A 14,156-nucleotide genomic window follows, 5' to 3' on the forward strand; every position below is an offset into this window, starting at 1 on the left:
ATTATGCAGCTAACTACATACTGTAGGCAAATGGAGGCGACGCCCGCTCATGCCCCGTCGCGGTCGAGCACAAACCAGAAGTGCTCCCCGCCGTCGAGCACGTTCTTGCCGTTCATCACCCCGAGCAGCGTGTCCTCGCCGACCCGTTTGAAGTGGTCGAACACCGGCATCCCGTCGTAGACCATCGTCGCGGTGACCTCGCCGCGGAACTCGACCATCCACAGGCTGGCCTCGCCGTTGCCGCCCGCGACGTCGGAGAACAGCTCATCGTTCTCGCCCCGGCAGATCAGCGGCTGCACGTCGACGCGGGAGCCAAACGTCTTGCCGTACCAGCGGGTGGTGTCCAGCAGCCTGCCGGTGCGGTGCCCGGTCCGGAAACCGCGGCCCCGCCAGCGCCCCGACAGCTCGTCGACCCCGACCACCGGCAGCTGCGCCCACAACCGGTCCAGGTCCCGCGGGTCGACGGACTCCGCTGCCAGAAGCTCCTCGGTCCGCTCGTGGTGGTTCATCGGGTTCCTTCCTGATCGGGGTTCGCGCCGAGGACGAGGACGGGTTTGACCACGGCGCCGGTCCGGGCGGCCTCCCAGGCGGCGTCGAGGTCGTCGAACGCGAACGGGGTGAGGATCCGGTCGAAGGGGAAGCGTCCCGAGCGCCACAGCGCGATCAGCTCGGGCACGAACTGCTGCGGGTCGGCGTCGCCCTCGATCACACCGGTGACGCTGCGCCCCATCAGCAGCGCGGACTGGTCCAGCGTCACCGGGTTGCGGTTGCCGCGCAGCCCGACGGTGGCGCAGCTGCCCGGCGAGCGCAGCACCGCCGTCGCGGCCGCGAGAACCTCCTGGGTGCTGACGGTGTCGACGCTGTGGTCGGCGCCGCCGCCGGTCGCCGTCCGCAGCAGCCGGAGCAGGTCCGCTTCGGCGCTGTCGACGGCGGCGGTCGCGCCGAGGCTCAGGGCCAGCTCGCGCCGGTCCGGGAGCGGGTCGACGACGACGATCGACGCGCACTCGGCGACGACGGCGGCGAGCACCGCGGCGAGCCCGACGGCTCCGGCGCCGAACACCACGATCGAGGCGCCGGGACGCGGGCGCAGCACCCGCAGCACCGCCCCCGCCCCGGTCTGGATACCGCACCCGAGCGGCCCGAGCAGTTCGATCGGGAGGTCGCCGGACACCTGGACCGCGTCGGCGGCACGCACCACCGCGTGGCTGGCCATCGACGACTGGCCGAACCAGTTTCCGTGCAGCGCAGCACCGTTCATGTGCAGTGTGGTGGTGCCGTCGAGACGGCGGCCCGAATAGTTGCGGACCGCAAAGTGCCGACAGTAGGCGGGGTGCCCGTTGTGGCAGCTGCGGCAGTCCCGGCACGCCGAGTAGCTGAGCACCACCCGGTCGCCGGGCGCGAGGGTATCGACGCCGCTGCCCACCGCCTCGACCGTCCCGGCCCCCTCGTGACCGAGGACGGCGGGCAGCGGGATCGGGACTCCGCCCGCGGCCGCGGTCAGATCGGTGTGACAGATCCCCACCCCCGCGATCCGCACCAGCACCTCGTCCTCGCGCAGCGTGTCGATCTCGACGTCCCGGACCCGCACCGGCTCACCGATGCCGGTCAGCACCGCAGCACGCGCTCGTGTTCCCACCGCTCCCCCAGTTGCGTCGGTCCGGATCCGCCCGAACCCGGCAGCGAATCGCGACTCACATCCGGCGCGAGTGTAGGGCACCGCACCGGGTCTCGACGGGATTCCGCGATCGGCTGCCCCGGCGTCGAACGCGCGTTCCCTGTTCCGCGCGGACGTCCGGTGGGACGATCGAGATGCCCCCTCAGCCAATCCGGGCTGATCGAATCCGAACACGGGGTCTCATCATGGTCACCCACACAGCGCGCGCGCTTGCCGCGACCGCCCTGCTCGCGCCGACGGTCTTCCTCGTCGGCGCCGGGCCCGCCCAGGCGAGCAGCCACCTCACCACCACCGTCACCGCGGGACCCACCCGGGTGCTCGTCGCCACCGAACGATCGACGCCGGGAGGCACCTCCACCTGCAACGCCCACCTCGAGAGTGGGCCGGTCCAGCACTACCAGGTCACCCTCGACGCCCCCGGCTCGACGCTGTTCACGAACGTCACGCCGGGACCACACACCGTCACGTTCAACTGCGGCGGCGGGATGGGTCGGTCCCCGGTCACCGTCGAGGTGGCGGCGGCCGATCCGTTCGGCGACGCCATCAACGGGTTCCTCAAGCAGATCGGCCTCACGATGTTCATCACCGACCCGACCTGCTGCTGACCGCCAACGCGGAACGGGAGCCCATACCGTGCCGTCCGGCGCGGTGTGGGCTCCCGTTCGTGTCGGGCGCGGATCTCTAGACGGTGAACCCGAGCGCGCGCAGCTGCTCGCGCCCGTCCTCGGTGATCTTGTCCGGACCCCACGGCGGCATCCAGACCCAGTTGATCTTCAGCTCGTCGACCAGGCCGCTCTTGACCAGCGCCCCGCGCGCCTGCTCCTCGATCACATCGGTCAGCGGGCACGCCGCCGACGTCAGGGTCATGTCGATCGTCGCGACGGTCTCCGCCGCCTCGTCGACCGAGATGCCGTACACGAGTCCGAGGTCGACGACGTTGATCCCGAGCTCGGGGTCGACGACGTCCCGCATCGCCTCCTCGAGGTCGTCGACGAACGCCTGCTGCTCGGGGGTGAGCGGCGCCGCGGGCTGCCCGGCCTCGTCGGGGGTGGCTGCCGAGTCCGGCGTCTCCGCCGCAGTGGTGTCGGTCATGATGCGATTCCTCCGGTCCCTGCCGGCACCGTCGTGCCGTCGTCGACTATCTGAACAACGGCGTCCTTGAACGCCATCCATCCCAGCAGCGCGCACTTGACCCGCGCCGGGTACTTCGCGACCCCGGCGAAGGCGATGCCGTCACCGAGCACGTCCTCGTCGCCGTCGACGGTGCCCCGGCTGGTGATCATCTCGTTGAACGCCTCGACGGTGCCCAGCGCCTCGTCGAGCGGCATCCCGACGATCTGGTCGAACAGCACCGACGTCGACGCCTGGCTGATCGAACAGCCCTGCCCGTCGTAGGACACGTCGCCGACCCGGCCGTCGTCGGTGATCGCGACCCGCAGCGTGATCTCGTCGCCGCAGGTCGGGTTCACGTGATGCACCTCGGCACCGAACGGTTCCCGCAGCCCGCGGCCGTGCGGATGCTTGTAGTGGTCCAGGATCACCTCCTGGTACATCTGTTCCATCCGCATCTCAGGACGCCCCGTCGATCGTGTCGTCGGAGCCGCCCGTGCTCGGGTGCGTCCCGAAGAACTCCTGGGCCCGCCGGATCGCGGCCGCCAGCGCATGCACCTCGTCGACGGTGTTGTACACCGCGAACGAGGCCCGCGCGGTCGCCGCGATGCCGAACCGGCGGTGCAGCGGCCACGCGCAGTGATGCCCGACCCGGATCGCGACGCCCTCGTCGTCGAGGATCTGCCCGAGGTCGTGGGCGTGGATCCCGTCGACCACGAACGACACCGCGCCACCCCGGTTTTCGGCGGTGGCCGGTCCGACGATCCGCACCCCGTCGATGCCTGCGAGCAGCTCAAGGGCCAGCGCGGTCAGCTCGTGCTCGTGCGCGGCGACGGCGTCCATCCCGATCGCCTCCAGGTACCGCACCGCAGCGCCGAGCCCGACGACCTGGGAGGTCATCGGCACGCCCGCCTCGAACCGCTGCGGCGGCGGCGCGTAGGTGCTCGCCTCCATCGTGACCGTCTCGATCATCGAGCCACCGGTGATGAACGGCGGCATCGCCGCGAGCAGGTCCCGCTTGCCGTACAGCACGCCGACACCGGACGGGCCGAGCATCTTGTGCCCGGAGAACGCCGCGAAGTCGACGTCGAGGCCGTGGAAGTCGACCGGCATGTGCGGCACCGACTGGCAGGCGTCGAGCACGACCAGCGCGCCGACCGCCCGTGCCCGCCGCACCAGCTCCTCGACCGGGGCGACCGCGCCGGTGACGTTGGACTGGTGGGTGAACGCGACGACCTTCACGTTCTCGTTCAGCTCGAGCGAGTCCAGGTCGATGCGGCCCTCGTCGGTGACGCCGTACCAGCGCAGGGTCGCACCGGTGCGGCGCGCCAGTTCCTGCCACGGCACCAGGTTCGCGTGGTGCTCGAGCTCGGTGATCACGATCTCGTCGCCCGGCCCGACGTGCCGGTCGCACCGGTCGTCGCCGAGCACATACGTCACCACGTTGAGCGCCTCGGTCGCGTTCTTCGTGAACGCCAGCTCGTCGGGGTCGGCGCCGACGAACCGGGCAATCGCGGCGCGGGCCTCCTCGTACGCGTCGGTCGCCTCCTCGGCGAGCTGATGGGCGCCGCGGTGCACGGCCGCGTTGGAGGTGGTGAGGAACTCGCGTTCGGCGTCGAGCACCTGCACCGGCCGCTGCGATGTCGCGCCGGAGTCGAGATAGACCAGCGGCTTCCCGTCCCGGACCGTGCGGGCCAGGATCGGGAAGTCCTTGCGGATGCTCGTGACGTCGAGCGCGGCCGCGGTGGTGGTCATGAAGTTAGGCTCCCGCGGCCGCGGCCTGCGTGAACCGCACGTAGCCGTTCGCCTCGAGTTCGTCGGCGAGCTCGGGTCCACCGGACTCCACCACCTGGCCGCCGACGAACACGTGCACGAACTGCGGCGTGATGTAGCGCAGGATGCGGGTGTAGTGGGTGATCAGCAGGACGCCGCCGTGCTCGCGTTCCTGGTAGCGGTTGACCCCCTCGGAGACGATGCGCAGCGCGTCGACGTCGAGGCCGGAGTCGGTCTCGTCGAGGATCGCGATCTTCGGCTGCAGCAGACCGAGCTGCAGGATCTCGTGGCGCTTCTTCTCGCCACCGGAGAAGCCCTCGTTGACGGACCGCTCACCGAACGCCGGATCGATCTCCAGCTCGGTCATCGCCTCCTTGACCTCCTTCACCCAGTGCCGCAGCTTGGGTGCCTCACCGCGGACGGCGGTGGCGGCGGTGCGCAGGAAGTTCGACGTCGACACGCCCGGCACCTCGACCGGGTACTGCATCGCCAGGAACAGGCCAGCGCGGGCGCGCTCGTCGACGCTCATCTCCAGCACGTCCTCCCCGTTGAGGGTGATGCTGCCGGAGGTGACCTCGTACTTCGGGTGGCCCGCGATCGCGTAGGACAGCGTGGACTTGCCGGACCCGTTGGGGCCCATGATCGCGTGCGTCTCACCGGAGCGGACGGTGAGGTTCACGCCCTTGAGGATGGTGATCGGCTCGGCGTTCTCGTCGGTCTGCGCGACGCGGACGTGCAGGTCCTTGATCTCCAGCACGGAGTTTTCGGGGGTCGTCATGTGATGAAGTCCTTTGGGAATGTGGTGTGTCGAGGGCGGTGACGGGCGTCCGGTCTCAGACGCCGACCGCGGCGAGTTCGACCTCGATGGCGGCCTCGAGACGCTCACGCACCTCGGGGACCGCGATGCGGTTGATGACCTCGTGGAAGAACCCGCGGACCACCAGGCGGCGGGCCTGATCCTCCGGGATGCCCCGCGAGCGCAGGTAGAACAGCTGCTCGTCGTCGAAGCGGCCGGTGGCGCTGGCGTGGCCTGCACCGACGATCTCGCCGGTCTCGATCTCGAGATTCGGCACCGAGTCGGCGCGGGCGCCGTCGGTGAGCACCAGGTTGCGGTTCATCTCATAGGTGTCGGTGCCCTCGGCCGCCGCGCGGATCAGGACGTCGCCGACCCACACGGTGTGCGCGTCCCTGCTGTGCGCGCCGCCCGCCTCGCCCTGCAGCGCGCCCTTGTAGACGACGTTCGACTTGCAGTGCGGCTGCGCGTGATCGACGAGCAGCCGGTGCTCGAAGAACTGGCCCGCGTCCGCGAAGTACAGGCCGAGCAGTTCCGCGTCGCCGCCGGGGCCGTCGTAGCGGACGGTCGGGGTGACCCGGACGACGTCGCCGCCGAGGGTGACCGCCGTGTAGCGCAGCGTCGCGTCCCGTCCGACCCGGATGTGGTGGGCCGCGGTGTGCACGGTGTCGTCGGCCCAGTCCTGGACGGCGACGACGGTCAGCTTGGCGCTGTCCCCGAGGACGAACTCGACGTTCTCGGCGTAGGTGCCGCTGCCCTTCTGGTCGAGCACGATCGTCGCGGCGGAGAACGCCTCGAGCCGGATCTGGATGTGCCCGAACGCGACCTGGCCGGCGCCGGGGCCGGTGACCACGACGGTGACCGGCTCGGCGACCTCACGTTCGGCGCCGACGGTCACCACCGTCGCGGTCTCGAAGCTCGAGTAGGCCTGCGCGGCAACACGATCCGCGGGAACACCACCCTGCCCGAGGCGGGAGTCATCGCGACCGACGGTCTCGACGGTGACACCGTCCGCTGCCGACACCTCGACGGTGGCATCGGCGGAGCGGACCGCGGTGCCGTCGTGCAGGCCGCGCAGCCTGCGCAGCGGGGTGAACCGCCACGCCTCGTCACGGCCGGCGGGCACCTCGAACGCGTTCACGTCGAACGAGGTGAAGACCTCGCCCTTATTTGCGGCAGGCACGGCATTCTCACCGGCGACGGCGGCCTTCACGCCGGTCGCCTCACTTGCGTTGGCCACTAACCCACGGCCCCTTCCATCTGCAGTTCGATCAGGCGGTTGAGCTCGAGGGCGTATTCCATCGGCAGCTCCTTGGCGATGGGCTCAACGAAGCCGCGCACCACCATCGCCATTGCCTCTTCCTCGGTGAGGCCACGGCTCATCAGGTAGAACAGCTGGTCCGCGGACACCTTCGAGACGGTGGCCTCGTGACCCATCGAGACGTCGTCCTCGCGGATGTCGACGTACGGGTAGGTGTCCGAGCGGGAGATCTGGTCGACGAGCAGCGCGTCGCACTGCACGCTCGCCTTCGATCCGTGCGCGCCCTTGTTCATCTGGACGAGGCCGCGGTACGAGGACCGGCCGCCGCCACGGGCAACGGACTTGCTCACGATGGTCGAGGAGGTGTGCGGCGCCAGGTGCAGCATCTTCGCGCCGGTGTCCTGATGCTGGCCCTCGCCCGCGAACGCGACCGACAGGACCTCGCCGCGGGCGTGCTCGCCCATCATCCACACGGCCGGGTACTTCATCGTCACCTTGGAGCCGATGTTGCCGTCGATCCACTCCATCGAGCCGCCCGCGTCCACCTTGGTGCGCTTGGTCACCAGGTTGTACACGTTGTTCGACCAGTTCTGGATCGTCGTGTAGCGGCAGTGGCCGCCCTTCTTCACGATGATCTCCACGACCGCCGAGTGCAGCGAGTCGGACTTGTAGATCGGCGCGGTGCAGCCCTCGACGTAGTGCACGGAGGCGCCCTCGTCGACGATGATCAGGGTCCGCTCGAACTGGCCCATGTTCTCGGTGTTGATCCGGAAGTAGGCCTGCAGCGGGATGTCGACGTGCACGCCGGGCGGCACGTAGATGAACGACCCGCCGGACCACACGGCGGTGTTCAGCGCGGAGAACTTGTTGTCCCCGGCGGGGATCACCGAGCCGAAGTACTCCTTGAAGATCTCCGGGTGCTGCTTGAGCCCGGTGTCGGTGTCCAGGAAGATCACGCCCTGGGCCTCAAGGTCCTCACGGATCTGGTGGTAGACCACCTCGGACTCGTATTGCGCGGCGACACCGGCGACCAGCCGCTGCTTCTCCGCCTCCGGGATGCCCAGCTTGTCGTAGGTGTTCTTGATGTCCTCGGGCAGGTCTTCCCAGGACTCGGCCTGCTTCTCCGTGGACCGCACGAAGTACTTGATGTTGTCGAAGTCGATGCCCTCGAGGTTGGAGCCCCAGTGCGGCATCGGCTTCTTGTCGAAGGTCTTGAGCGCCTTGAGGCGGATGTCGAGCATCCACTCCGGCTCGTTCTTCTTCGCGGAGATGTCCCGCACGACGGCCTCGGACAGGCCACGCTGGGCGCTGGCGCCTGCGACGTCGGAGTCGGACCAGCCGTAGCCGTAGTGGCCGAGCGAGGCAATGGTCTCGTCCTGCGTCATGGCCTGCGAACCACCGGCCGCCTGGTCTTGGGTGACGGTCATGCGAGCTCCTTCCGGAGTCTTGTTGCGTTGGTACTTCTCGGATCCGCGGTGCGGGCTGAGCGCCCACGGAGATGACGGTGTCGGGGTGAGGTGCTGGAGGTCAGGTCAGGTCGCTTCCTGGTGCTGCGCCCCCGGCGGAACCAGCGGCACGTGGGTGGTGCAGGCACAGTCGCCGTTCGCGATCGTCGCGAGCCGCTGAACGTGGGTGCCGAGCAGTTCGGCGAAGGCCTGGGTCTCCGCCTCGCACAGTTCGGGAAACTCGGACGCCACGTGGGACACCGGGCAGTGATGCTGACAGATCTGCACGCCGTTGCCGACCGGGCGGGTGGTTGCCGCGAAGCCGGCGGACGTGAACGCCTCGGCGATCGAGCCTGCCGTCTGCTCCACCTCGACGGGGTCGTGCCCGCCAGCGGGGTCGATGTCGGCGACGATCGTCTGCACGCGGCGGCGGGCGAACTCGACGATCGCGGTGTCGCCGCCGATCTCCCTGAGCTGGCGCATCGCGGCGCCCGCCAGGTCGTCGTAGGAGTGTCCGAGCCGGGACCGGCCCGCCGCGGTGAGCTGAAACTGCTTGGCGGGGCGGCCGCGCCCCTTCTGCTGCCAGCTGGCGGACCGCGTTGCGCGGGCCTCCCCCGCGTCGATCAACACCTCAAGGTGACGCCGCACGCCCGCCGCACTCAACCCGAGTTCGGCACCGATCTCGGTCGCGGTGATCGGCCCCCGCTCCAGAAGGAGGGTGACGACGGCGGCCCGGGTGTGACCCTCATGACCCGCCACCGTGGCCGGCGACTGCCCCGGACGCGGCGCAGCTACAGGCACGTGACCTGCGCTTTCACCGTACGCGTTGGGGGTTGCTGCCGTTTTCACAACACCAGTGTGACGGAATTCGATCCGACGGTCCACCAAGGGTGCCCTGGGTAGGGCCGCTACGCTTCGACGTGTGCCGCAGACCGACGACACACCGGAGCCCGGTGACAGCGTGACGACCGGACCCCGGACAGGTCGGGTCGGTCGCGTGCTGTCCCGGTCGAGGACGCTGGCCGTCCGGGCGCTCGGACTCGACGGCCGCCCGGACCGGTTCGTGGTCAGCAGCCTGCACGGCGACGAGGCGGAGGCGCCGGGGCTGAACGCGACCGAGACCGAGCAGCTGCGCCGCGTGCGGCGCTTCGGCGCCACCGGCGCCCTGCTCATGACCCTCGGCGCCCTCGGCGCGGGGGCCCAACCGGTCCTGCAGAATCCCGTTCAGGGGATGCGGCTCCTCGGACTGCCCGCGCGGATGCCGAGCGTCGCGATGACGATCACGCTGACCGGCAGCGTGATGGTGGTGCTGGCCTGGCTGCTGCTCGGCCGCTTCGCGATCGGCTCGCTGCGCGCCGGGTCACCGGTGCGGCGGCTGACCCGCTCCCAACTCGACCGCACCCTGCTGCTGTGGGTGATTCCGCTCACCATCGCGCCGCCGATGTTCAGCAAGGACGTGTACTCGTACCTCGCGCAGTCCGAGATCGCGGCCCGCGGCATGGACCCGTACGCGATCGGCCCCGCGCAGGCCCTCGGGGTGGATCACGTCCTCGCCCGGACCGTCCCGAACATCTGGCGGGACACCCCCGCGCCGTACGGACCGCTGTTCATCTGGCTCGGCAAGGGCATCTCGACGATCACCGGGGACAACATCGTCGCGGGCATCTTCCTGCACCGACTGCTCGCATTGGCCGGTGTCGCGCTGATCGTGTGGGCGCTACCCAGGCTGGCCCGCCGGTGCGGGGTCGCCGCGGTCAGCGCGTTGTGGCTCGGCGCCGCGAATCCCCTGCTGCTGTTCCACCTGGTGGCGGGCATCCACAACGAGGCCCTGATGATCGGGCTGATGCTCGCCGGGCTCGAGCTCGCGCTGCGGGCCATCGAACAGTCCGCCCCGCTCCGGTTCGGGGGCGGCGGCGGCCTCGGGCTGCTGCTCGCCGGCTCCGGACTGATCGCGCTGTCCGCGACCGTGAAGATCCCGACGCTGCTCGCCCTCGGCTTCGTCGGGATGGCGCTGGCCCGGCGGTGGGGCGGGTCGCTGCGGTCCGTTGGCTCGGCGGCGGCGCTGCTGCTCGGGGTGTCGGTGACGGTGATCGCGGGCGTCAGCCTGGTCAGCGGGCTCGGCTTCGGGTGGCTCAACCCGGACACCCTCGGCACCGCGAACGAGGTGCGCAGCTGGATGTCGCTGCCGACGCTGCTCGGTCTCGGCACCGGCCTTGCGGGAGTCCTGCTCGGTCTCGGTGACCACACCACCGCCGTCCTCGGCCTCACCCGTCCGATCGCCTCGCTGGTCGCCGCGTTCATCGCGCTGCGGATGCTGATCGCCGTCCTGGTCGGCCGGATCCACCCGGTCGGCGCACTCGGCGTCTCGCTCGGCTTCCTGGTGCTGCTGTTCCCCGTCGTCCAGCCCTGGTACCTGCTGTGGGCGGTGATCCCGCTCGCCGCGTGGGCGACCCGGCCGGTGTTCCGGATCCCGGCCATCGCCTTCTCGTCCGTGGTGAGCCTGATCGTGATGCCGAACGGCGGCGAGTACGAACCGTTCATCATCGTGCAGGCGGCGATCGCGACGATCCTCGTGTGCGGCTCCGTCATCGTCGCCACCCGCAACCTGCTGCCGTGGCGGGCGGAGTCCGGCGACGGACGCCCATCGGCCGCCGCCTACGCTGGGGTCCCGTGAGTTCTTCCGCGTCCGCACCGCCCGTGCTCCAACTCGATGCCGTCGTCAAGACGTTCGGCGAGACCACCGCGGTCGACGGGCTCGACCTGTCCCTCGACCGCGGCCAGGTCCTTGCCCTGCTCGGACCGAACGGCGCGGGGAAGACCACCACCGTCGAGATGTGCGAGGGCTTCCAGCGGCCCGACAGCGGCACCGTCCGCGTCTTCGGGCTCGACCCGGTCACCGCGTCCGGGGAGGTGCGCGCCCGGATCGGGGTGATGCTGCAGGGCGGCGGCGCCTATCCCGGGTCCAAGGCGGGCGAGATGCTCGATCTCGTCGCCGCGTACTCGGCGGATCCGCTCGACCCGGCGTGGCTGCTGCGCGAACTCGGTCTCACCGACGCGGTCCGCACCCCGTACCGGCGCCTGTCGGGCGGGCAGCAGCAGCGGTTGGCGCTCGCGTGCGCCCTGGTCGGCCGCCCCGAGCTGGTATTCCTCGACGAGCCGACCGCTGGCCTCGACGCGCAGGCCCGGCTGATGGTGTGGGAGCTGATCGACGCGCTGCGGCGGGACGGGGTGTCGGTGCTGCTGACCACCCACCTGATGGACGAGGCGGAGGCCCTCGCCGATCGCCTCGTGATCATCGACCACGGCCGGGTCGTCGCCGAGGGCACCCCCAGCGAACTGACCCGGCACGGGGCGGCGGGCCAACTCCGGTTCACCGCCCCCGAGCACCTCGACCTGAACGCGCTGGCGGCGGCGCTGCCCGCGGGCTTCACCCCTAGCGAGCCGAGCCCAGGCAGCTACGTCGTCGAGGGCGACATCGACCCGTCCGTGCTCGTCGCGGTCACCACCTGGTGTGCGGGGCTGAACGTGCTCGCGACCGAGATCCGCATCGACCAGCGCCGCCTCGAGGACGTCTTCCTCGACCTCACCGGAAGGGAGCTTCGGGGTTGACCATGTCCCGCACCGACCGCCTCGCCGACAACCGGTTCGAGCCCGGCATCTTCGCACCGCGCCCGCAGGCCGCGCCGCCCGCGCGGATGCTGGCGGCGCAGACCCGGATGGAACTGACGCTGCTGCTGCGCAACGGCGAGCAGCTGCTGCTGACCATGTTCATTCCGATCACGCTGCTGATCGGCCTGACCCTGCTGCCGTTCGGTGACCTCGGCGATCCCCGCGTCAACCGGGTGATGCCCGCGGTGATGATGGTCGCGGTCATGTCGACCGCGTTCACCGGTCAGGCCATCGCGGTCGGGTTCGACCGACGCTACGGGGCGTTGAAGCGGCTCGGCGCGACACCGCTGCCCCGCTGGGGGATCATCGCGGGCAAGTCGGCGGCCGTGGTGATCGTCGTCGCGATCCAGATGCTCGTGCTCGGCGGGATCGGGTTCGCCCTCGGCTGGCGACCGGGCGTGGTCGGTCTGCTGTGCGGTGCGGTCGTGATCGCACTCGGCACCGCGATGTTCGCCGCGCTGGGGCTGCTGCTCGGCGGGACGCTGAAGGCGGAGATCGTGCTCGCGCTCGCGAACGTGCTGTGGTTCGTGATGGCAGGCATCGGTGCGGTCGTGTTCGGCGGCGACGGTATCCCCGACGCGCTGCACACCCTGGCGCGGCTGGTGCCGTCGGGTGCGCTCGCGGAGGCCCTCGACCACGCGGTCGCCGGGTCGGTGGACTGGTTCGCGATCGCCGTGATCGTGGTGTGGGGGGCGGTCGCGGCGTGGCTCGCGACCCGCTGGTTCAAGTTCACCTGACCCCGGATCGGGGTGGCGCTGCGACGTTTCGACCCATTCCGGATCGCAATTGTGCAAGATCAGTGTCCGTGCTCACCGCAACGTTGCGCGCCATCGCCGCGCTGTCCGCCGCCACCCTGTCCGTCTCGCTCGGCGCGGGCGCCGCAGCCGCGCAGCCGACCTGGGGGCCGCTGGCCCCGCACAACCCATTCCTCGGACCCCCGGGGACCTCGACGATGCATAGCGACGCAGGCTCCTCCGACGTCACCCCGCTCGCCGGTCCGGGCACCGGGAACCTGACGGTCGGGGCCACCTCGCTCGCCTCGGCCTGCCCGACGCTGTTGCAGGGATCCGACTCGATGGTCCTCGCGCTATGCACCACGATGGTCGGCCGGAACCCGACGGTGCACCTGATCGACACCGACGCGTCCGGGTCCGCGGGCGGGCTTGGGTCGACCGACCTCGGCTCGATCGCGTCCGCCTCGACGGGTGGCCGGGCCGCGGGCGCGTCGCTGGCCGAGCTGCAACTGCCGAAGGGCAGCCTGCTCGGCGGCGTCTACGCGTACCTGGACAACGAGAACCGCCTCGTCGCGGTCGACGGCACCCGGCGGCTGGTCCGGATCGGGCACGCCGCCTCGGGCGGCAGGTGGACCCTGTCCGTCGACGAATCGGTCGACCTGTCCGGCGCGATCGCCGCCGACGACGCCGTGACCGGCCTCTCCCCGGACTGGGCAGGCAACGTGTGGTTCGCGACCGGCGCCGGGCGGGTCGGCGTGGTCGACGCCGCCGGGGTGGCCCGGACGGTGGACCTGCCCGCCGGGGAACGCGTCGAGAACAGCATTTCCACCTCGCCGTCCGGCACCTCCGTCGCCACCACGCACGCGCTCTATCAGCTGTCGGCCGGTCCCGACGGCACCCCCCGCATCGACTGGCGCACGGCCTACGACCGGGGCAGTGCCCGCAAGCCCGGCCAACTCAGTTGGGGTACCGGCTCCACCCCCACCTATTTCGGTCCGGCCACCGGGCACGAGTACGTGACGATCGTCGACAACGCCGACACCCGGGTCTCGCTGCTCGTGTACCGCGTCTCCGACGGCGCGCAGGTGTGCTCCACCCCGGTCCTGGCCGACGGCGGTCCGGGCAGCGAGAACTCACCGATCGCGGTCGGGTCGAGCGTGTTCGTCGCGGGCACCTACGGCTACCCGTACCCGGCCGTCCCGGAGAGCGCGGGGCCGTCGGTGCCGGGGTCCGCGCCGTTCGCGGGCGGCATGACCCGGGTCGACGTCGGCGCGGCGGGCTGCACGGTCGTCTGGGACACCGACGTCAAGAGTGCCGCGGTCCCGCACCTGTCCGCCGCCGACGGGAACATCTACACGGTGCTGCGCTCGGGCACCGGCGGCGCGCTGGACGGGTTCACGTTCGCGGCGATCGACCCGGCGAACGGCGCGGTCCGGGCCACCACGGACCTGCCGCGCAGCACGCTCGGCGACACGATCCAGATGTCCGGCCTGATCACCGACGACGGGGACTACCTGCAGGGCACCCTCAACGGTGTCGTGCGGGTGGCGCGCGGCTGAGCCGGACCGGTGGCACGGCGGCGAACCGGACCGACGACACGGCGGCAAGCCGGACCGACGACACGGCGGCAAGCCGGACCGACGACACGGCGGCGAGCCGCCCCAACGACACGGCGTAGTTGACCGGGCTCTACGAT

General features: G+C 70.7%; 14 protein-coding genes. 5 read left to right on the forward strand and 9 right to left on the reverse strand.

Features of this window, described 5'->3' with window-relative positions; genetic code table 11:
• Window positions 1-47 precede the first annotated feature (47 nt).
• On the reverse strand, window positions 48-509 hold the full coding sequence (locus tag ACFWPA_RS01430) for a DUF4334 domain-containing protein (protein ID WP_378569502.1): 462 nt from the start codon (window positions 507-509) through the stop codon (window positions 48-50).
• Window positions 506-1,636 carry an NAD(P)-dependent alcohol dehydrogenase gene (locus tag ACFWPA_RS01435; RefSeq protein ID WP_378506351.1) on the reverse strand — a complete coding sequence of 377 codons (1,131 nt, stop codon included), beginning with the start codon at window positions 1,634-1,636 and terminating at the stop codon, window positions 506-508. The genes ACFWPA_RS01430 and ACFWPA_RS01435 overlap by 4 nt, the downstream gene beginning before the upstream one ends.
• A gap of 224 nt (window positions 1,637-1,860) precedes the next feature.
• On the opposite strand from ACFWPA_RS01435, the gene ACFWPA_RS01440 reads away from it, so the two are divergent.
• Window positions 1,861-2,280, forward strand: coding sequence for a hypothetical protein (locus ACFWPA_RS01440; RefSeq protein WP_378506350.1), 420 nt, complete (start codon window positions 1,861-1,863; stop codon window positions 2,278-2,280).
• Between the two features lie 76 nt (window positions 2,281-2,356).
• Here the strand turns inward: ACFWPA_RS01440 and ACFWPA_RS01445 are convergent, their stop codons facing one another.
• The 7 genes from ACFWPA_RS01445 to ACFWPA_RS01475 all read right to left on the reverse strand — a co-directional run bounded on the left by ACFWPA_RS01445 (window position 2,357) and on the right by ACFWPA_RS01475 (window position 8,942).
• On the reverse strand, window positions 2,357-2,767 hold the full coding sequence (locus tag ACFWPA_RS01445; RefSeq protein WP_378506349.1) for a metal-sulfur cluster assembly factor: 411 nt from the start codon (window positions 2,765-2,767) through the stop codon (window positions 2,357-2,359).
• Window positions 2,764-3,243: a Fe-S cluster assembly sulfur transfer protein SufU gene (gene sufU / locus ACFWPA_RS01450; protein ID WP_378506348.1), complete on the reverse strand. Its 480-nt coding sequence runs from the start codon at window positions 3,241-3,243 to the stop codon at window positions 2,764-2,766. Before sufU ends, ACFWPA_RS01445 begins: the two co-directional genes overlap by 4 nt.
• A 1-nt stretch (window position 3,244) precedes the next feature.
• The gene (locus ACFWPA_RS01455; RefSeq protein WP_378569504.1) at window positions 3,245-4,540 is read right to left on the reverse strand and encodes a cysteine desulfurase; all 1,296 of its coding nucleotides are present in this window, start codon (window positions 4,538-4,540) and stop codon (window positions 3,245-3,247) included.
• Between the two features lie 4 nt (window positions 4,541-4,544).
• Complete coding sequence (gene sufC, locus ACFWPA_RS01460) at window positions 4,545-5,336, reverse strand: Fe-S cluster assembly ATPase SufC (protein ID WP_378506346.1); 792 nt, start codon at window positions 5,334-5,336, stop codon at window positions 4,545-4,547.
• Between the two features lie 55 nt (window positions 5,337-5,391).
• The gene (gene sufD / locus ACFWPA_RS01465) at window positions 5,392-6,591 is read right to left on the reverse strand and encodes a Fe-S cluster assembly protein SufD (protein WP_378506345.1); all 1,200 of its coding nucleotides are present in this window, start codon (window positions 6,589-6,591) and stop codon (window positions 5,392-5,394) included.
• Window positions 6,591-8,039, reverse strand: a complete 1,449-nt coding sequence (sufB, locus tag ACFWPA_RS01470; protein WP_378506344.1) for a Fe-S cluster assembly protein SufB — start codon at window positions 8,037-8,039, stop codon at window positions 6,591-6,593. The genes sufD and sufB overlap by 1 nt, the downstream gene beginning before the upstream one ends.
• Before the next feature lie 105 nt (window positions 8,040-8,144).
• Complete coding sequence (locus ACFWPA_RS01475; RefSeq protein ID WP_378506343.1) at window positions 8,145-8,942, reverse strand: helix-turn-helix transcriptional regulator; 798 nt, start codon at window positions 8,940-8,942, stop codon at window positions 8,145-8,147.
• 37 nt (window positions 8,943-8,979) lie between these two features.
• Between ACFWPA_RS01475 and mptB the strand changes: the two genes are divergently transcribed.
• The 4 genes from mptB (at window position 8,980) to ACFWPA_RS01495 (ending at window position 14,019) form a co-directional block, all read left to right on the forward strand.
• Complete coding sequence (gene mptB / locus ACFWPA_RS01480; protein ID WP_378506342.1) at window positions 8,980-10,731, forward strand: polyprenol phosphomannose-dependent alpha 1,6 mannosyltransferase MptB; 1,752 nt, start codon at window positions 8,980-8,982, stop codon at window positions 10,729-10,731.
• Window positions 10,728-11,666, forward strand: coding sequence for an ABC transporter ATP-binding protein (locus ACFWPA_RS01485; protein ID WP_378506341.1), 939 nt, complete (start codon window positions 10,728-10,730; stop codon window positions 11,664-11,666). Before mptB ends, ACFWPA_RS01485 begins: the two co-directional genes overlap by 4 nt.
• A gap of 2 nt (window positions 11,667-11,668) precedes the next feature.
• The gene (locus ACFWPA_RS01490) at window positions 11,669-12,463 is read left to right on the forward strand and encodes an ABC transporter permease (RefSeq protein ID WP_378569507.1); all 795 of its coding nucleotides are present in this window, start codon (window positions 11,669-11,671) and stop codon (window positions 12,461-12,463) included.
• A 68-nt stretch (window positions 12,464-12,531) separates the two neighbouring features.
• A complete protein-coding gene (locus tag ACFWPA_RS01495) occupies window positions 12,532-14,019 on the forward strand; it encodes a hypothetical protein (protein ID WP_378506339.1) in 1,488 nt (495 codons plus the stop codon).
• The last annotated feature ends 137 nt before the right edge of the window (window positions 14,020-14,156 follow it).

This window comes from Rhodococcus sp. NPDC058505 (assembly GCF_042720095.1).
Lineage (GTDB): Bacteria > Actinomycetota > Actinomycetes > Mycobacteriales > Mycobacteriaceae > Rhodococcus_G.